At 73.4% G+C, this 17,269-nt stretch carries 17 protein-coding genes; 10 read left to right on the top strand and 7 right to left on the bottom strand.

What is annotated here, in order from left to right; all coding sequences use genetic code 11:
• Positions 1 to 242: 242 nt before the first annotated feature.
• The 5 genes from C4U03_RS07365 (at position 243) to C4U03_RS07385 (ending at position 5,989) form a co-directional block, all read left to right on the top strand.
• Positions 243 to 1,712 (top strand): glycerophosphoryl diester phosphodiesterase membrane domain-containing protein, encoded by a 1,470-nt coding sequence (locus C4U03_RS07365; RefSeq protein WP_103936862.1) that lies wholly within the window; start codon positions 243 to 245, stop codon positions 1,710 to 1,712.
• Positions 1,713 to 1,748: 36 nt separating this feature from the next.
• On the top strand, positions 1,749 to 2,402 hold the full coding sequence (locus C4U03_RS07370) for a DUF4129 domain-containing protein (protein ID WP_103936863.1): 654 nt from the start codon (positions 1,749 to 1,751) through the stop codon (positions 2,400 to 2,402).
• Positions 2,399 to 3,598, top strand: coding sequence for a DUF4350 domain-containing protein (locus tag C4U03_RS07375; protein WP_200827088.1), 1,200 nt, complete (start codon positions 2,399 to 2,401; stop codon positions 3,596 to 3,598). Before C4U03_RS07370 ends, C4U03_RS07375 begins: the two co-directional genes overlap by 4 nt.
• A gap of 47 nt (positions 3,599 to 3,645) precedes the next feature.
• On the top strand, positions 3,646 to 4,611 hold the full coding sequence (locus C4U03_RS07380) for an AAA family ATPase (RefSeq protein WP_200827119.1): 966 nt from the start codon (positions 3,646 to 3,648) through the stop codon (positions 4,609 to 4,611).
• An 85-nt stretch (positions 4,612 to 4,696) separates the two neighbouring features.
• Positions 4,697 to 5,989: a DUF58 domain-containing protein gene (locus tag C4U03_RS07385; RefSeq protein WP_103936865.1), complete on the top strand. Its 1,293-nt coding sequence runs from the start codon at positions 4,697 to 4,699 to the stop codon at positions 5,987 to 5,989.
• A gap of 55 nt (positions 5,990 to 6,044) precedes the next feature.
• Here C4U03_RS07385 and C4U03_RS07390 read toward each other — a convergent pair whose 3' ends face one another.
• Positions 6,045 to 7,040 (bottom strand): stage II sporulation protein M, encoded by a 996-nt coding sequence (locus tag C4U03_RS07390; RefSeq protein WP_103936866.1) that lies wholly within the window; start codon positions 7,038 to 7,040, stop codon positions 6,045 to 6,047.
• A gap of 135 nt (positions 7,041 to 7,175) precedes the next feature.
• On the opposite strand from C4U03_RS07390, the gene C4U03_RS42400 reads away from it, so the two are divergent.
• From C4U03_RS42400 to C4U03_RS07405, 3 genes are read left to right on the top strand one after another with little or no spacing between them, the layout of a single operon-like run.
• Positions 7,176 to 8,219, top strand: coding sequence for an RDD family protein (locus C4U03_RS42400; RefSeq protein ID WP_103936867.1), 1,044 nt, complete (start codon positions 7,176 to 7,178; stop codon positions 8,217 to 8,219).
• A 33-nt stretch (positions 8,220 to 8,252) separates the two neighbouring features.
• Complete coding sequence (locus C4U03_RS07400) at positions 8,253 to 8,828, top strand: TetR/AcrR family transcriptional regulator (RefSeq protein ID WP_103936868.1); 576 nt, start codon at positions 8,253 to 8,255, stop codon at positions 8,826 to 8,828.
• A gap of 15 nt (positions 8,829 to 8,843) precedes the next feature.
• Complete coding sequence (locus tag C4U03_RS07405) at positions 8,844 to 9,203, top strand: hypothetical protein (protein ID WP_103936869.1); 360 nt, start codon at positions 8,844 to 8,846, stop codon at positions 9,201 to 9,203.
• Between the two features lie 31 nt (positions 9,204 to 9,234).
• Here C4U03_RS07405 and C4U03_RS07410 read toward each other — a convergent pair whose 3' ends face one another.
• Positions 9,235 to 10,293, bottom strand: a complete 1,059-nt coding sequence (locus tag C4U03_RS07410) for an aldo/keto reductase (protein ID WP_103936870.1) — start codon at positions 10,291 to 10,293, stop codon at positions 9,235 to 9,237.
• Between the two features lie 85 nt (positions 10,294 to 10,378).
• Here C4U03_RS07410 and C4U03_RS07415 point away from each other — a divergent pair, with 85 nt between their 5' ends.
• Positions 10,379 to 10,990, top strand: a complete 612-nt coding sequence (locus C4U03_RS07415; RefSeq protein WP_103936871.1) for a TetR/AcrR family transcriptional regulator — start codon at positions 10,379 to 10,381, stop codon at positions 10,988 to 10,990.
• 16 nt (positions 10,991 to 11,006) lie between these two features.
• Here C4U03_RS07415 and C4U03_RS07420 read toward each other — a convergent pair whose 3' ends face one another.
• From C4U03_RS07420 to ahcY (C4U03_RS07430), 3 genes are all read right to left on the bottom strand, one after another.
• Positions 11,007 to 11,603 carry a hypothetical protein gene (locus C4U03_RS07420; RefSeq protein ID WP_103936872.1) on the bottom strand — a complete coding sequence of 199 codons (597 nt, stop codon included), beginning with the start codon at positions 11,601 to 11,603 and terminating at the stop codon, positions 11,007 to 11,009.
• Positions 11,604 to 11,611: 8 nt separating this feature from the next.
• The gene (gene ahcY, locus C4U03_RS07425; RefSeq protein WP_103936873.1) at positions 11,612 to 12,874 is read right to left on the bottom strand and encodes an adenosylhomocysteinase; all 1,263 of its coding nucleotides are present in this window, start codon (positions 12,872 to 12,874) and stop codon (positions 11,612 to 11,614) included.
• 100 nt (positions 12,875 to 12,974) lie between these two features.
• Positions 12,975 to 14,405 carry an adenosylhomocysteinase gene (ahcY, locus tag C4U03_RS07430; protein WP_103936874.1) on the bottom strand — a complete coding sequence of 477 codons (1,431 nt, stop codon included), beginning with the start codon at positions 14,403 to 14,405 and terminating at the stop codon, positions 12,975 to 12,977.
• Between the two features lie 109 nt (positions 14,406 to 14,514).
• On the opposite strand from ahcY (C4U03_RS07430), the gene C4U03_RS07435 reads away from it, so the two are divergent.
• Positions 14,515 to 14,877, top strand: coding sequence for a MerR family transcriptional regulator (locus tag C4U03_RS07435; RefSeq protein WP_103936875.1), 363 nt, complete (start codon positions 14,515 to 14,517; stop codon positions 14,875 to 14,877).
• A gap of 52 nt (positions 14,878 to 14,929) precedes the next feature.
• Here the strand turns inward: C4U03_RS07435 and C4U03_RS07440 are convergent, their stop codons facing one another.
• Together C4U03_RS07440 and C4U03_RS07445 are read right to left on the bottom strand one after the other, a co-directional pair.
• Positions 14,930 to 15,604, bottom strand: coding sequence for a response regulator (locus tag C4U03_RS07440; RefSeq protein WP_103936876.1), 675 nt, complete (start codon positions 15,602 to 15,604; stop codon positions 14,930 to 14,932).
• A gap of 15 nt (positions 15,605 to 15,619) precedes the next feature.
• Positions 15,620 to 17,194: a sensor histidine kinase gene (locus tag C4U03_RS07445; protein WP_103936877.1), complete on the bottom strand. Its 1,575-nt coding sequence runs from the start codon at positions 17,192 to 17,194 to the stop codon at positions 15,620 to 15,622.
• Positions 17,195 to 17,269 lie beyond the last annotated feature (75 nt).

The following is a 17,269-nucleotide window of genomic DNA, read 5'->3' on the forward strand; positions in this document are numbered from 1 at the left end:
GCGATGTTCGCCGAGTTCGTCCCGGGGTCCGGCCCCGCGTCGGCGGCGGGTCGGTTCGGCGGTCGGAGTGGGGGGATCGTGAGGGGGGAGGCTGAGATGGGGATTTCATGGATATGAGGTAACGACGGCGCACCGGGGGATCGAGCGGGCAAACCCGGCGGCCCGGCCGTGACAGGATGACCCCACGAGGTCATCGGCGGGGGTCCGGGCAGAGCGGGCCCCGTGTGACGGGGAGCTTGGAGATGTCGGGTCCGCAGGCTTGGACGGCGCCCGGCTCGGCCGTGCCCTCCGGAGGGTCGTCCGAACGGGCCGGTGTGGGGGCGCCGGACCACGGGACATCGCCCGGCGGCGCGTCCGGGGCCGTCCCGGCCGCCGGGGAGGGCGGCCCGGGGACGGCCCCGGCGCCCGGCGGGTCCGGGACGCCGGCCGCCGACCGGGCCGAACTGCTCGGTGGCGAGATCCCCTTCCGGCCGCTGGGCGTCGCGGAGATCCTCGACGCCTCGATCGCCTGCATCCGCCGCAACCCGCGGGCCGTGCTGGGCCTGTCGGTGCTGATCACCGGCATCGTCCAGGTGCTCAACACCGTGGCCGGCTATCTGCTGCTCGGTGACCGGGCTCAGGAGGAGCTGACCCCGGAGCCGCTCATGCGCTCTGTCGGGGCGCAGTTCACGCTGGGGCTGATGAGCCTGCTGATGTCGGCCTACGGCACGCTGCTGCTGGCCGGGCTGCTCGGTCCCGTGGTGAGCCGGACGCTGTTCGGCCTGCCCGCGTCCCTGCGTCAGGTCTGGCGGGACACCCGTCCGGCGTTCGTCCGGCTGCTGGGCACCGCCGCCGTGGCCCTGGTGCTGTCGATGCTGGGCGCGGTGCTGCCGCTGCTGCCGTTCGTCCTGTTGCTGGCCGGGGACGGGCCGCCGGCCGCCGGGGTGCTGGCGGCCCTGTTCGGCTTCCCGGTGGCCCTGGTGCTGATGGTCTGGCTGTACGTGCTGTGGGTGCTGGCCCTGCCGGCCGTGGTGCTGGAACGGCGGACGGTCGCGGGCGCCCTGCGCCGGGCGTACCAGCTGTCCCGCAGGGGCTGGTGGCGCACCTGCGGCACGCTGTTGCTGGCGCTGCTGATCACCATCTTCATGGGGTTCCTGGCGCTGCGGCTGCCCTTCCTGTTCCTGCAACTGCTGCTGTTCTCCGGGGAGGGGGGCAGCGGCGCCCTGCTGGGCTCCCTGGCGATGGACACGCTGGGACGCATCGTGAGCTGGTCACTGATGACCCCGTTCGACGCGGGCGTCATCGCGCTGCTGTACGTCGACCGCCGGATGCGCCGCGAGGGCTTCGACCTGGACGTGCAGACCCGGGGCCGGCCGGGCGCCGCGGGCGTCTCCCCGGGCGGGGACCCCGACCATCCGCTGGACATCTGGCGGCCCGTGGAGTTCCCGCCGGTCAGCGGATTTCCGCCACCGTCCTTCCCGCCGCCCGTCCCTCCCCCGCCTGCCCACGGGCCACAGCCCCAGGGACGTCCCGCCTGGCCGCAGACGGCTCCGCCAGGACAGACCGCGTCATCGGGACAGGCGACACCGCTGGGCCAGACCGCGCCGCCAGGCCAGACGGCTCCGCCAGGCCAGACAGCTTCGCCGGGACAGACGGCGCCGGGAGGCTTCGCGGCCTGGCCCGGAATGCCGCAGCCGCCCCATCCGCCGGCCGGAGACGGGCGAACGTGGTGAGGCGCGTGCCGGAAGCTAGCCGGATCGAGGATACGGATGAGGATTGATCCGATCGGCCGCGACGAGGCGCGGGAGCTGGCGCGGCGGGAGCTGGAGAAGGGGATCTACCGTCGCGACGAGCCGTCCTGGCTGGAACGGGCCTGGAACAACTTCAACGACTGGCTGAACGAACTGTTCAACAGGGCCGCCGAGCCGACCGCGCCGGGCAACGGCGGCGGCTGGCTGTCCCTGTTGATCATCCTCGTGCTGCTGGCCGCCACCGTGGCGCTGGTGGGCTGGCTGATGCGCGGGCGGTTCAACGTCCGCTCCGCCCGGGAGTCCCTGCTGGCGGACCAGCCGTCCACCGCCAAGGACCACCGGTCCGCCGCCGAGCGGCTGGCCGAGGCCGGGCAGTGGGCGGAGGCGATCCGGGAACGGCTCCGCGCCATCGCCCGAGACCTGGAGGAACGGGTGATCCTCGACCCCAGGCCCGGCCGTACCGCCGACGAGCTGGCGGCCGAGGCCGGCGCGGCGCTGCCGGACCACGCCGAGGGTCTCCGGACGGGGGTACGGATCTTCGACGACGTCTGGTACGGGGACCGTCCCGGCACCCGGGAGGGTTACGCGGCCCTGGTGGCCCTCGACGAGCGGCTGCGCGCCGCCAAGCCCAAGGCGATCGAGTCCGGCGAGCCGGCCGGGGTCTCCGCATGACCGCCCCCGCCACGAGCACCAGCATCAGCACGCCGGACGCGGGCGTGCCGACCGCCGGGCAGGTGGCCGGGCGGCGCTGGCGGGCGTCCCGGGGCGTCGTGCTCACCGTGCTGGCGCTGGTGGTGCTCGCCGTGGCCCTCGCCTCGATGCAGCCGTCCGTCGGTCCGCGCTACCTCGACCCCGAGTCGCCGAGCCAGGGCGGTTCCCGGGCGCTGGCCCAGATCCTCGGCCAGCGGGGCGTCCCGGTGCGGACGGTGCGCGACGCCCGCGAGGCGCTGTCGGCCGCGCGTCCCGACACCGTACTGGTGATCGTCCGGACGGAGCGGCTGACCGACGAGGAGCTGAACGCCCTGCGCGCCGCCCCCGGCGACCTGCTGCTGGTCGATCCGACCCAGCCCGCCCTGGCGGCCCTCGCCCCCGGGGTGCGGCCGGCCACCGGCAGCTTCCAGGAGGTCGCCGGTCCGGACTGCGCGCTGGACGCCGCCGTCCGGGCGGGAGAGGTCCGCTTCGAGCTGTCGCAGCTTTACCTGACCCCGCCCGGCGCCACCCGGTGCTACCCCTCCGAGGGACTGCCCCGGCTGGTCCAGCTCCCGGTCGGCGGCCGTACGGTCACCGTCCTGGGTTCCGGCAACCCCCTCACCAACGACCGTCTGGACGAGCAGGGCAACGCCGCGCTGGCCATGAACCTGGCGGGGGCGAGGTCCTCGGTGGTGTGGCTGATCCCCGACCTGCCCGAGCCCGGCAGCACGAGGGCCCGCTCATGGCAGGACCTCGTCCCCCTGGGGGTGTGGCTGTTCGTGCTGCAACTGGCCGTCGCGGTGGTGCTGGTGGCGCTGTGGCGGATGCGGCGAATGGGGCCCGTGGTGGCGGAGGCGCTGCCGGTGGTCGTACGCTCCGCGGAAACCGTGGAGGGACGTGCCCGGCTGTACCGGGCGCACCGGGCGCGGGGTAGCGCCGCCGAGGCGCTGCGCGCGGGGGCTCGCGACCGCCTGGTCCCGCTGCTGGGACTGCCGCGCGGCGCCGCGCAGGATCCGTCCATGGCGCAGGAGATCGTGTCCGCCGTCGCGCGGCGGACGCAGTGGGACGAGCGGGTGATCGGCGGCGCCCTGTACGGTCCTGAGCCCGTGGACGACGTCCAGCTCGTCGGGCTGACCGACTTCCTCGACGACCTCGAAAGGCAGGTACGCCAGTCGTGAACAATCCCGTCGAGCTCCACAAGGAGGAGCCGGGGGGCGCCGCCCCGTTGCCGGCGGACACCGCGGAGGCCAGGGACGCCCGGCAGGCGCTGACGGCGCTGCGCGGCGAGGTCGCCAAGGCCGTCGTCGGCCAGGACGCGGTGGTCACCGGGCTGGTGATCGCGCTGCTGTGCCGGGGTCACGTGCTGCTGGAGGGCGTGCCGGGGACCGCCAAGACGCTGCTGGTACGGACCCTGTCGCGGACGCTGGACCTGGACTTCAAGCGGGTGCAGTTCACCCCCGACCTGATGCCCGGCGACGTGACCGGCTCGCTGGTCTACGACAACCGGACGGCCGAGTTCGAGTTCCGCGAGGGGCCGGTGTTCACCAACCTGCTGCTCGCCGACGAAATCAACCGGACCCCGCCCAAGACCCAGGCGTCTCTGCTGGAGGCGATGGAGGAGCGGCAGGTGTCGGTCGAGGGCGTCCCGCGTCCGCTGCCCGACCCGTTCGTGGTGTGCGCGACCCAGAACCCCATCGAGTACGAGGGCACCTATCCGCTGCCGGAGGCCCAGCTCGACCGGTTCCTGCTGAAGCTGACCGTGCCGGTGCCCTCGCGCGAGGACGAGATCGCGGTGCTGCAACGGCACGCCGAGGGCTTCGACCCGCGCGACCTGTCGCAGGTGAGGGCGGTGGCCGGGGCCGGGGATCTGGCGGCCGGGCGGCAGGCGGTCCGTGCGATCCATGTGGATCCGAAGGTCACCGGGTACGTGGTCGACCTGTGCCGGGCCACCCGGCAGTCCCCGTCGCTGCACCTGGGGGTGTCGCCGCGGGGCGCGACGGCGCTGCTGGCGACGGCGCGGGCGTGGGCATGGCTGTCGGGACGCGACTACGTCACCCCGGACGACGCCAAGGCGCTGGCCCGGCCGACGCTGCGCCACCGCGTGCAGTTGCGCCCGGAGGCCGAACTGGAGGGGGCCACCCCGGACGGCGTCCTCGAAGGCATCCTCAACACCGTCCCGGTGCCGCGTTGATCGTTCCGATGGACCGCCACGACCTCGCGCAGCCGGCCTCCCGTACGGCCGTCCAGGCGCCCCTGGGCGCTCATGGGGGCGGGTCATGGCGCTGACCGGGCGGCTGGGGTTGCTGGCGCTGCTGGGCGCGTTCGTCCCGCTGCTGCTACCGGGCTGGGGCACGCTGCTGGTGGTCTGGGGTGTGCTGCTGCTCGGCGTGGCGGTCGACCTCGCGCTGGCCGGGAACGTGCGCAGGCTCGCGCTGCACCGGGCGGGCGACACCAACGTGCGGCTGGGCGAGACCGCCACGGTCTCGCTCGTCGTGGAGAACCTCGGCCGGCGCCGGGTGCGGGCCCGTCTGCGGGACGCCTGGCCGCCCAGTGCGGCCGCCGCGCCCCGCGTCACCCGGATCGACGTGGCCGCGGGTGAGCGGCAGCGGGTCGTGACGACGCTGACGCCGACCCGGCGGGGCGACCGCCGGGCGGTCACCGTGACGATCCGTTCGGTGGGGCCGCTGGGGCTGGCCGCCCGCCAGCTGAACCGGCCCGCGCCGTGGACGCTGCGGGTGCTGCCGGGCTTTCCGTCCCGCCGCCATCTGCCGGGCAAGCTGGCCAAGCTGCGGGAGCTGACCGGCCGGCACGTGGCGCTGATCCGCGGCCAGGGCACCGAGTTCGACTCGCTGCGCGAGTACGTGGACGGCGACGACGTGCGCTCCATCGACTGGCGGGCCACCGCCCGCCGCGCCGACGTGGTGGTGCGGACCTGGCGGCCCGAGCGCGACCGCCGGATCTACCTGGTGCTCGACACCGGGCGCACGTCGGCGGGGCGGGTCGGCGACATCCCCCGACTGGACTGCTCCATGGACGCGGCGCTACTGCTGGGCGCGCTGGCCTCGCGCGCCGGCGACCGGGTCGACCTGCTGGCCTACGATCGGCGGGTGCGGGCCCGGGTCGAGGGGGTCGGCGGGCGCGGCATCCTGTCGGCGATGGTGCAGGCGATGGCGCCGCTGGAGCCGGAGCTGATCGAGTCGGACGCCGCCGGGATGGTCTCCACGATCATGTCCCGGGTGCGGCAGCGCTGCCTGGTGGTCCTGCTCACCGAGCTCAACCCGGCCGCGATCGAGGAGGGCCTGCTGCCGCTGCTGCCACAGCTGACCGCCCGTCACCTGGTCATGGTCGCCGCGGTCGCCGACCCGCGGGTCGCCGAGATGGCGCGGGCCCGCGGTGACCTGGCGGCCGTCTACGACGCCGCCGCCGCGGAACGGGCCCGCGCCGACCGTAGACGCCTCACCGCCGAGCTGCGCCGGTACGGGGTGGAGGTCGTGGACGCCGCCCCCGACGACCTGGCCCCGGCCCTCGCCGACGCCTACCTCGCGCTGAAGGCCGCCGGCCGCCTGTGACGCCGCCCCTCCTTCGGCACCTCCGGTGGAGAGCGGTCCGGCCGTGCCGGGGTGATCAGCCGGTGGTGGGGGCCAGGTCGGGGCGCAGGTCGGAGTCGCCGGTCTCGCCCTGCCGGGCGGCGGGGCGGCCCAGGGCGACCACGTAGGCCAGGAAGGCCAGCTCGGCGACGACGCCGATGCCGATGCGCAGCCAGGTGAGATGCACCCAGCCGGTCACGAAGCCCTCGATCAGGCCCGACACCAGCAGCACCAGTACCAGGCCGAGCGCGATGGCGACCGTGGCCCGGCCCTCCTCGGCCAGCGCCCGGCCCCGGGTCCGCGGTCCCGGGTCGATGATCGTCCAGCCCAGTTTCAGGCCCGCCGCGCAGGCCAGGTAGACCGCGGTCAGCTCCAGCAGCCCGTGCGGCAGGATCAGCCCGAAGAAGACGTCGCCCTTGCCGTGGGCGAACATGAACCCGCCGACCTGGGCGAGGTTGAGCTGGTTGGCGAACAGCACGTACAGCGTCGGGATGCCGAGCAGGATCCCGAAGATCAGCGCCGTCGCGGAGACCCAGGCGTTGTTGACCCACACCATGAAGGCGAACGACTGGGCCGAGTGCTCGGTGTAGTAGTTGGCGAAGTCGTGCTCCACCAGCTGGCGAACCTCGTACGGAGTGGCCAGGGTCGCCTGCACCTCGGGATTGCGCACCAGCCACACCGCGTACACCAGCGAGAACAGGTTGCCCAGCACGGCCACGCCCAGCCACCACCACCGCATCCGGTAGGCGGCGGCAGGGAACGACCTGGTCAGGAAGCGGGTGGTGTCGCGCCACAGCGGCGCCTGGGCGCCCGCCACGGCCGCCCGTCCCCGCGCGACCAGCGACGACAGCCGGCCGACCAGCACCGGGTCGGGCGAGCTGGAGCGCACCACCGACAGGTGGGTGGCGGCCCGCTGGTACAGCTCCACCAGTTCGTCGATCTGCGCGCCGTCCAGCCGCCTGCTGTGGTTGATCAGCCACTCCAGGCGGGACCATTCGGCGTGATGGGCGGCCACATAGGCATCGACGTCCACCCGTGGAGACTAGCCGGTGGGGCCGTCGTTGCGCTGCGGGCCGGCTGACGCGGTACGCGCCGCGGCCCCGGAACCGGCAGACTAGACGGAGGGCTCCGACAGGCGCCGCGCACCGATCGCGAGGGGACGTGCTGGATGGCCGAACTCGTCACCGGCGAGGCCGTGGCGCTGGATATCCGGGTGGCCCGCCTGGCCAGCCGGGCCTGTGCCCTGCTGCTCGATCTGATCTTCCAGATCATGATGCTCAACATCGTGCTCTACCTGGCCGCGGCGACCGAGGCGATCGCCGACGACGCGTGGGGCGTCGGGCTGGGCATCGTGGCGACGGCCGGTGTGCTGGTGGGCTATCCCTGCGTGTTCGAGACGCTGTCGCGCGGTCGGACGCTGGGCAAGCTGGCGCTGGGGCTGCGGGTGGTGGCCGACGACGGGGGGCCGGTGCGCTTCCGGCAGGCGTTCGTGCGGGGCTTGGCCGGCGTGGTGGAGATCTGGCTGCTGTCCGGGGCGCCCGCGCTGATCACCTCACTGTTCAACCGGCGCGGCAAGCGGCTCGGCGACGTGTTCGCGGGCACCGTCGTCATCCAGGAGCGGGTGCCCGCCACGGCCATCTTCGGCCCGGTGGCGGTGATGCCGCCGCAGCTCGCGGGCTGGGCCCGGTCGCTGGAGCTGTCGCAGATCCCCGACGATCTGGCGCTGACCGCCCGGCAGTACCTGGCCCGCTTCTGGGAGCTGCTGCCCGAGGTGCGGGACGCGATGGGCCAGCGCATCGCCGACCAGGTACTGGCGGTGACCAGCCCGCCCCCGCCGCCCGGGGTGCGCCCGGAGATCCTGCTGTCGGCCGTCTTCGCCGAGCGGCGGCACCGCGAGGAGTGGCGCCTGGAGCAGCGCCGGCAACGCCGGATGCGGATGTGGTGGGGCCCCGGGCGGCCCGTTCCCGCGTCGCCCGCCGCGATGCATGTCGCCGGTCCCCCGCCCGTCCCCGCCGGACCGCAGGGACCGCCGATGCCGCCGCCGTTCAGCCCACCGGTCCCCGGCCGGCCGGCCTTCCTGCCGCCGACGGAGTACGGCTCGGGCCCCTACGCGCAGGTCCTGGCACCACCCGCGACCGGCCCGCAGCCCTACGCGCCCGACATGCGGGCTCCGGGATCCGGCGCGCCACCATTGAGGAACGATCGTTCTTGACTGAACGTTCCTAAATCAACTACGATGATCCGCATGGGCAGACCACGCGGATTCGACGAGGCCGAGGCGGTCCGGTCCGCGGCGACGCTGTTCGCCCGCCGCGGCTATGACGGCATTTCGGTCGACGACCTGGTGAGCCATCTCGGCGTGCACCGCAACAGCCTCTACAAGACGTTCGGCAGCAAGCGAGGGCTGTACCTGCGCGCCCTGCGCTGGCACCTGGAGCACCAGGTGGCCCCCTTGCTCGACGCCATCCGGCAGGCCCCCGACGCGGCCACCGCGCTGCACCGCTCCCTGGACGCACAGGCCGCCGGGGCCGACATCGGGCTGCTGCTCATGGCCGTCGCCGACCGGGCTCCGTCGGACCCCGACGTGGCCGCCGAGGTGGAGCGGGCCCTGGCCGACTTCGACCAGGCGATCACCCAGGCCCTGACCGGCGGAAGCCCGCCGCCCTCGCCGCAGGCCCCGGCCGGCGACCGGCCCCCGCCCGCCGAGGCCCTGGCCCCCGCGCTCACCGCCACGGTGCTCGGCCTGCACCTGCGCGGCAGGGTCGGCGCACCGGCCGCCGAGGCCGTCGCCGCCCTGGCCGGCCGGCTCGACCGGCACTGAGACGAAGGAGAAGACATGGCACGCGTGAACGTCGACGGCGGCACCCTCGTCGTGGAGATGGAGGGGCTCGACAAACTCTGGGCGCTCAAGAGCCGGCTGGAGATCCCGCTGGAGAACGTGCGGGGCGCCACCATCGACCCCGGCATCGTCAGGGAGCCCAAGGGGATCAGGGCTCCGGGCACCCACCTGCCCGGCGTGCTGGTGGCGGGAACGTTCCACATCAACGGGCAGCGGGTGTTCTGGGACGTCCGGGACCCGAACAAGGCCGTGGTGATCGAACTGGCCGACGAGCGCTACGCCCGGCTGATCCTCCAGGTGGACGACCCCCGCGCCACCGTCAACCTGATCGAGCACGCCAAGCAGCCGCCGGCCTGACCGAGCACTTCAACCGAGACCCCGGACGGTCTCATGCGGCCGGGGACGACATGCGGGTCTCCAGAGGCGGGTTGAGGCGGGCGAAGCCCTCCTGGCGGCGGTAGGGGAAGTAGGGATAGGGCGCGGTCACCGTGCTGGCCGCGTCGAGCTTGGCCAGGTGCTCGGGGGCGAGCGTCCAGCCGACGGCACCGAGGTTCTGGCGAAGCTGCTCCTCGGTGCGGGCACCGATGATGACCGAGCAGACCGTCGGCCGTTGCAGCAGCCAGTTGATGGCGATCTGCGGAACGGTCCGGCCGGTCTCCTCCGCGATCTCGTCGAGGGCGTCGACCACCCGGAAGAGCAGTTCGTCGTCCACCGGGGGTCCGTAGTCGGCGGTCCGGTGCAGCCGGCTTTGGACGGGCAGCGGACGGCCGCGGCGAACCTTGCCGGTGAGCCGGCCCCAGCCGAGCGGGCTCCAGACCAGCGCGCCGACGCCTTGGTCGGCCCCGAGGGGCATCAGTTCCCACTCGTAGTCGCGGCCGGCCAGTGAGTAGTAGACCTGGTGCGCGACGTATCGGGGGCGGCCGTACCGGTCCGCGATCGCCAGCGACTTCATCAGTTGCCAGCCCGAGAAGTTGGAGACGCCGACGTAGCGGACCTTGCCCGCCCGGACCAGGTCGTCCAGCGCGGACAGCACCTCCTCGATCGGCGTTCCGGCGTCGAAGGCGTGCAGTTGCAGCAGGTCGATGCGGTCGGTGCCGAGCCGGCGCAGCGCGTCCTCGCACGCCCTGACCAGCCGCGCACGGGAGGTGCCCGCCGCACCGGGGCCGTCCCCCGTCGGCAGGCCGGTCTTGGTGGACACGATCACCTGGTCACGGCGGCCGCTGATCGCCTGACCGAGCACCTCCTCCGACGCGCCGTCGGAGTAGACGTCGGCGGTGTCGAACATGGTGACGCCCGCTTCCAGGCAGATGTCCACGAGCCGGCGCGCCTCCCGCGCGTCCGTGTCACCCCAGGCGCCGAACAGGGGTCCCCGCCCGCCGAAGGTCCCGGCACCGAAGCTCAGCGCGGGGACCTCGAGTCCGGATGCGCCCAGTCGTCTGTACTCCATGCCATCCTCACTAACGGTTCCTCAGTTCCTTTAAGGTGGGATCACCGTAACATGAGAGCACCCCTAACGGAACAGGAGTCCCGTTATGAGTCCTGAGGCCCCCGAACCCGGAACCGTCCGGCCCGGTGGGCGCACCGCACGAGTCCGGACGGCCGTCCTGCGGGCGGCCGGGGACACCCTGGCCGAACGGGGGTTCGCCCACCTGGATCTCGCCGACGTCGCCCACCGCGCCGGCGTCGGTAAGACCACCGTGTACCGCCGCTGGGGAACGGTGACCGGCCTGGTCGCCGACCTCCTGGTGGACATGGCCGAGCAGTCGCTGCCGCGCACCGAGACGGGCTCCCTGCTCGGCGACCTGAAGGCCAACGCCCGGCTCGTCCAGCGCACGCTGAGCGACCCCCGCCAGGGAGCGCTGTTCAAGGCGATCATCGCGGCCGCCACCTGCGACCCGAGGACGGCCGAAGCCCTGCACCGCTTCTACGACACCCGCATCAGGGAATGGGCGCCCTGCGTGCAGCAGGCCGTCGACCGGGGCGAACTCCCCCGGGGTACCGACGCCCACGAGGTCGTCCGCGCGGTTTCCGCCCCGCTCTACTACAGCCTGCTGGCCGGTGGCGGCCCCCTCGACGAAGCCGCTGCGGACCGGGCCGCCCAGGCCGCCGCAGCCGCCGCACGCGCGGGCGTCTACGTCAGATGAACGGCCCCGGACCGGGTCAGGAGGGCAGGGACGGTGGGGACTGCAGGTCGGTCAGTTCGAGGTTCGGGGCCTGCAAGACCACGTCGCCCGCCAGGTGGACGGTGTGGACCTCGCCGGTGGCCAGGTCGGTGACCTCGTAGCGTTCGACCGGCAGCGGGGCGGTCTCGGTCTCGTACGTCTCGATCTCCGCCAGCCGCCAGTGCTGATCGACGGTGAGGGTGGCCAGGGACGGCCCCTGGACCCGGACCAGGCGCACCGGGGCGTCCTCCCCCGGCTCCAGGCGCAGCCAGCGGGCGACCGCCACCAGGAAGCCCGCCGAGTCCCCCAGGAAACCGGCGGCGCGCACCCCATGCTCGGCGGGGGCCGCCGGAGCGGGACCGGCCGGATGACGCACCCACAGCAGGTCGTGCCCTGCCAGGCCGCCCCGGATCAGCCAGGACACGGTGGTCAGCTCGACCCGGATCTGCCGCCAGCGGCCGTCCACCGTCAGGTCCACCCGGCCGCCGTCGGAGCGTTCGCCCACGTAGCGCCAGCCGCCCGGACCGGGGGCGCACTGGAAACGCTCCTCGACGGGCTCGTCCTCGGCGAGGTGGAGGTAGGTTCCGCGGGGCATCGGCGGGCCTACGAGCCGTGCTGCCAGGAGCTCAGGTAGTCCCGCTGGTCGGGGGTGAGGGTGTCGATCCGCACCGACATGGAGTCCAGTTTGAGGCGGGCCACCTCCATGTCGATGTCGGCGGGCACCTCGTAGACGGCCGGGCTCAGCCGCTCGTGCTCCCCGGCCAGCCACGCGCAGGTGAGGGCCTGGTCGGCGAACGACATGTCCATCACGGCGGCCGGATGCCCCTCGGCGGCGGCCAGGTTGACCAGCCGCCCCTCGGCCAGCAGCACCAGCCGGCGGCCGTCGGCCAGCACGTACTCGTCGGCCTGCGGGCGTACGCCCCGGTGGACCTCGACGGCGAGCTCGGCCAGCGCGCGGACATCGACCTCCACGTCGAAGTGACCGGAGTTGGCCAAGATCGCGCCGTCCTTCATGACGGCGAAGTGCTCGGCGGCGATCACGTCGCGGTTGCCGGTGGCGGTGATGAAGACGTCGCCGGCCGCGGCGGCCTCGGCCATCGGCGCGACCGCGAAGCCCTGCAGCACCGCGTCCAGCGCCTTGACCGCGTCGATCTCGGTGACCACCACCCGGGCGCCCAGGCCCCGGGCGCGCTCGGCCAGCCCGCGGCCGCAGTAGCCGAACCCGGCGACCACGATGGTCTTGCCGGCGAGCAGGGTGTTGGTGGCCCGGACGATGCCGTCCAGCGTGGACTGGCCGGTGCCGTACCGGTTGTCGAACATGTGCTTGGTGGCGGTGTCGTTGACCGCCACCATGGGGAAGCGCAGCACCCCCTCGCGGGCCATCTGGTGCAGCCGGATGACCCCGGTGGTGGTCTCCTCACAGCCGCCCCGCACGCCGTCGGCCAGTTCGGTGCGTTCGGTGTGCAGGATGTTGACCAGGTCGCAGCCGTCGTCCAGAACGAGGTCGGGCCGGGTGTCGAGGGCCTGGTGGATGTGCCGGTAGTAGCCCTCGCGGTCGATCCCCGCGCGGGCGAAGACCTGCGCCCCGTACTCGGCGACCAGCGCGGCGGCGGTGTCGTCCTGGGTGGATAGCGGGTTGGAGGCGGCCAGCGCCACACTCGCCCCGCCCGCCTGCAGTGTGCGGATCAGGTTGGCGGTCTCGGTGGTGACGTGCATGCAGGCCGCGATCCGCAGCCCCGCCAGCGGGCGCTCGGCGGTGAACCGCTCCCGGATCTGCCGCAGCACCGGCATGGACCGGTCGGCCCACTCGATCCGCTTCACCCCGCCGTACGCCAGCGTCGGGTCCGCGATGTCGTGCTCGTTTATGGCGCTCGCTCCGCTCGCGGGTGGTCTTCAGGGCCGTGGCCGTGGGGGTCCTGAGATCCCCACGGCCACGGAGGTCTACCGTTCCTGTCCTTGCGGAGGCTCAGTAGCGGTAGTGGTCGGGCTTGTAGGGGCCCTCGACGTCGACGCCGATGTACGCGGCCTGCTCCTTGGTCAGCTTGGTGAGCTTGACGCCCAGCGCGTCCAGGTGCAGGCGGGCCACCTTCTCGTCCAGGTGCTTGGGCAGCACGTAGACGCCGACCGGGTACTGGTCGGTCTTGGTGAACAGCTCGATCTGCGCGATCACCTGGTTGGTGAAGGAGTTGGACATCACGAACGAGGGGTGGCCGGTGGCGCAGCCCAGGTTCATCAGCCGGCCCTCGGCGAGCACGATGATGGAGTGCCCGTCGGGGAAGCGCCACTCGTGCACCTGCGGCTTGATCTCGATCTTCTCGATGCCCGGGATGCGCGCCAGGCCGGCCATGTCGATCTCGTTGTCGAAGTGGCCGATGTTGGACACGATCGCCTGGTGCTTCATCCGCCCCATGTGCTCGGCGGTGATGATGTTGAAGTTGCCGGTGGTGGTGACGAAGATGTCGGCGATGTCGACGACGTCCTCCAGCGTGGTGACCTGGAAGCCGTCCATGGCCGCCTGCAGCGCGCAGATCGGGTCGATCTCGGTGACGATGACCCGGGCGCCCTGGCCGCGCAGCGCGTCGGCGCAGCCCTTGCCCACGTCGCCGTAGCCGCACACCACCGCGACCTTGCCGCCGATCAGCACGTCGGTGGCGCGGTTGAGGCCGTCGATGACCGAGTGCCGGCAGCCGTACTTGTTGTCGAACTTGGACTTGGTGACCGAGTCGTTGACGTTGATGGCCGGGAACTTCAGCGTGCCGTTCTTGGCCATCTCGTACAGCCGGTGGACGCCGGTGGTGGTCTCCTCGGTGACGCCCTTGATCGCGGCGGCGGTCTCGGTCCAGCGGCCCGGACGCTCGGCGATGGTGCGGCGCAGGGTCTCCAGGATGATCCCCCACTCCTCCGGGTCGCCCTCACCGGCGGTCGGCACCGCGCCCGCCGCCTCGTACTCGGCGCCCTTGTGGACCAGCAGGGTGGCGTCGCCGCCATCGTCGAGGATCATGTTCGGCGGGGTGCCGTCGGGCCAGGACAGCGCCTGGTCGGTGCACCACCAGTACTCCTCCAGCGTCTCGCCCTTCCAGGCGAACACCGGCACGCCCTTGGGGTCCTCGACGGTGCCCTCGGGGCCCACCACGACCGCGGCGGCGGCGTGGTCCTGGGTGGAGAAGATGTTGCAGCTCACCCAGCGGACGTCGGCGCCGAGGGCGACCAGCGTCTCGATGAGGACGGCGGTCTGGATCGTCATGTGCAGCGAGCCCATGATCTTGGCCCCGCGCAGCGGCTGCGCGTCGGCGTACTCGCGCCGTACCGCCATCAGGCCGGGCATCTCGTGCTCGGCGAGCCTGATCTCCTTGCGGCCGAACTCGGCCAGCGAAAGGTCGGCGACCTTGTAGTCCATGGTTCGAAAGCTCCTCAGCGTCGCGTACGGCTGCGAGTCTAGGCCCGCCGGCGACCGCAAGGCACGGCCGGACGCGACTTCCTGACACTCATTTGTCAGAATTGGCGTTATGCGTATCACGGAGGCCGCCCGGCGGCTCGGCACCTCGCCCAGAATGCTCCGCTACCGCGAGGCGCTGGGCCTGCTTCCCCCCACCCGCGAGCGCAGCGGCCACCGCCGGTTCGGCGAGGCGGAGCTGCGGGCCGTCGCGTACGCGCTCGCCCTGGAGAAGCGGTACGACATCAGCCCGGCCGAGCTGGCCTTCGGCCTGCGGGTGCTGGCCGAGCCGGAGGTCCAGGCCAGGGTGCGCGAACTCGGCGAGCGCATCGGCCGGCTGTCGGCCCCGCCCGCCCGCGCCCTGGACTTCGAGAAGGAGAAGGCGCTGCGCCTGCTGCGCCGCCAGCCGCCGCCGTCACCCGTGAACCGGCGCTAGGCGGCGGGCCCGGGAAACCGGTCCCGCCAGGTGCCCGGCGTCATCGCCGGGCTCAGTCCTCCCGGTCGCCTCCCGGAGTGACCAGGCCGGACTCGTAGGCGAGCATCACCGCCTGGGCGCGGTCGCGCAGGCTGAGCTTGGTGAAGACGCGGGCGACATGGGTCTTGACGGTGTGCTCGCTGAGAACCAGGTGTTCGGCGATCTCCCCGTTGGACAGGCCGCCGGCGATCAGGATCAGCACCTCCCGCTCGCGGGCGGTGAGGGTGGACAGCTCGGCGGGGGCCTGCGGACGGTTGCGGCGCTGCCGGGTGAACTCGCGGATCAGGCGGCCGGTGACCTGGGGAGCCAGCAGGGAGTCGCCGCGGGCCACCACCCGGACGGCCGAGACCAGCTCCTCGGCGGTGGCGTCCTTGAGCAGGAAGCCGCTGGCGCCCACCGACAACGCGTCGTAGACGTACTCGTCCACGTCGAAGGTGGTCAGCACGAGCACCCGCAGGCCGTCGTGGCCGGGCCGGCCCAGGATCCGCCGGGTCGCCTCGATGCCGTCCATGCCGGGCATCCGGATGTCCATCACCACCACGTCCGGGTGGGCGCGCTCGGCCAGCCGCACCGCCTCGCGGCCGTCCCCGGCCTCCCCCACCACGGTGATGTCGGGCTGGGCGTTCAGCAGCGCGGCGAACCCGGCGCGCACGATCGTCTGGTCGTCGACGATCAGCACCTTGATCACCGGGTCGCCCCTCGGTCAGCGGCGGTCGTGACGGCCCGGGGACCGGGCGGACCGGGCGGACCGGGCGGGATGGGCGGGATGGGCGTCACTGCGCGGCGTCTCCTCCCTCGCGAACGGCAACTCGGCCTCCACCATGAAGCCGCCCTCGCTCGCCGGCCCGGCGGAGAACCGTCCGCCCAGCATCGTCGCACGCTCCCGCATGCCGACGAGACCGTGTCCGCCGGCCTCGGACGGGTCCAGCACCATCGTGGGGGCGTTGGCGCCGGTGTCGCGCACCCGGACCGCCAGCCGGTCGTTCAGATAGGCCAGCTCCACCTGGACCTCGGCGCCCGGCGCGTGCCGCCGCGCGTTCGTCAGCGCCTCCTGGACGATGCGGTACGCCGACAGCTCCACGGTCGTCGACAGCGCCCGGGGATCGCCCCGGACCTGCAGCTCGGCCTGGCCGCCCGCGCCGCGGTGCTGCTCGATCAGCTCCGGCAGCCGGTCCAGCCGGGGCTGCGGAGCCGACTCCGGCGGCCCGGTCCCGGCGTCCGCGCGCAGCACCCCCAGCAGCCGCCGCATCTCCACCAGCGCCTCGCGGGCGGTCCGGGCGATCTCCAGGTAGCCCTCGCGGGCCTGCGGGGACAGGTCGTCCATAGTGTAGGGGGCGGTCTCGGCCTGGACCGCGATCATGGAGACGGAGTGGGCGACCACGTCGTGCAGCTCCCGGGCGATCCGGGCGCGCTCGCGCATCACCGCCTGCTCCCGCTGTACGGCGGTGAGCCGGGTGAGGGTCTCGCTGGTGCGTTCGGCGGCCTCGGCCTCGGTGCGCTCGGCGCTCTCCACCACCCGGCGGGCGTCGCCGAGCCCGATCGCGGCCAGCACCGCCACCAGCGCGGCCGGCCACGGTATGTCGTCCAGGGTCTCGGCGGCCAGGTAGACCACGCCGACGGTGGCCGAGGCGCCCACGGCCAGCGCGCCCGCGCTCTGCCGGGGCAGGTGGCGGCCCAGCTCGTACAGCGTGTACAGGGCCGCAAAGGCGGTGGTGAACAGCAACGGCTGCCCGGACAGCAGCCCGGCGGCGAACGCGCTGAGCACCACGGCGGCGACCGGGCGCAGGAACTCCCGCCGCCACACCAGCGGCAGCGTGGCCGCCACCGCGAACCCGCCCGCCACGCTGACCGGCGGGACGCCCTGCGGCGCCAGCTCCGCCAGTGCCGCAACGACCAGGGCCGCCCCGGTCAGCGGCGCGTAGTACCAGGACCCGGCGAACTCCCGCCAGAAGCCGACCCAGCGGGGCATGGGGGCAGTCTGCGCCATGGCGGCAGGTCCGCCAGGGACGATCCTGGTGCGGCCGTCACTGCCCGGCCCCGGATACGGCATGCCGGGGTGGCCGGGCGCCGGGGCCTGCCGCCCGGTGCCGCGCCGGAACATGCCGAACAGCCCGGCACCGGCCCGCAGCACCAGCGGTCTGAGCAGCCGCCCGAGCCCGGTGATGATCCACAGCAGCAACTGGCCGAGCCCGGCGACCAGGCGGCCCGACAGCCGCCAGGCGTACTGGGCGATCTCCTGGCCGAACGGGGGGCGCGAGTCCGAATTGTCGCTGGTCACCCGTCCATCTTGACCGCTGGGCGGCCGAATTCGCCTCACCGCGCGGTGCTACCTGCGGGGGTCGGCTCCCCCTAC

Source organism: Thermomonospora echinospora, assembly GCF_900108175.1.
GTDB lineage: Bacteria > Actinomycetota > Actinomycetes > Streptosporangiales > Streptosporangiaceae > Thermomonospora > Thermomonospora echinospora.

Bases quoted from the DNA above. Each gene is read 5' to 3' on its own strand.
- C4U03_RS07365 (WP_103936862.1), top strand. From the start codon at position 243: ATGTCGGGTCCGCAGGCTTGGACGGCGCCCGGCTCGGCCGTGCCCTCC.
- C4U03_RS07370 (WP_103936863.1), top strand. From the start codon at position 1,749: ATGAGGATTGATCCGATCGGCCGCGACGAGGCGCGGGAGCTGGCGCGG.
- C4U03_RS07375 (WP_200827088.1), top strand. From the start codon at position 2,399: ATGACCGCCCCCGCCACGAGCACCAGCATCAGCACGCCGGACGCGGGC.
- C4U03_RS07385 (WP_103936865.1), top strand. From the start codon at position 4,697: ATGGCGCTGACCGGGCGGCTGGGGTTGCTGGCGCTGCTGGGCGCGTTC.
- C4U03_RS42400 (WP_103936867.1), top strand. From the start codon at position 7,176: ATGGCCGAACTCGTCACCGGCGAGGCCGTGGCGCTGGATATCCGGGTG.
- C4U03_RS07400 (WP_103936868.1), top strand. From the start codon at position 8,253: ATGGGCAGACCACGCGGATTCGACGAGGCCGAGGCGGTCCGGTCCGCG.
- C4U03_RS07405 (WP_103936869.1), top strand. From the start codon at position 8,844: ATGGCACGCGTGAACGTCGACGGCGGCACCCTCGTCGTGGAGATGGAG.
- C4U03_RS07410 (WP_103936870.1), bottom strand. From the start codon at position 10,293: ATGGAGTACAGACGACTGGGCGCATCCGGACTCGAGGTCCCCGCGCTG.
- C4U03_RS07415 (WP_103936871.1), top strand. From the start codon at position 10,379: ATGAGTCCTGAGGCCCCCGAACCCGGAACCGTCCGGCCCGGTGGGCGC.
- C4U03_RS07420 (WP_103936872.1), bottom strand. From the start codon at position 11,603: ATGCCCCGCGGAACCTACCTCCACCTCGCCGAGGACGAGCCCGTCGAG.
- ahcY (WP_103936874.1), bottom strand. From the start codon at position 14,405: ATGGACTACAAGGTCGCCGACCTTTCGCTGGCCGAGTTCGGCCGCAAG.
- C4U03_RS07435 (WP_103936875.1), top strand. From the start codon at position 14,515: ATGCGTATCACGGAGGCCGCCCGGCGGCTCGGCACCTCGCCCAGAATG.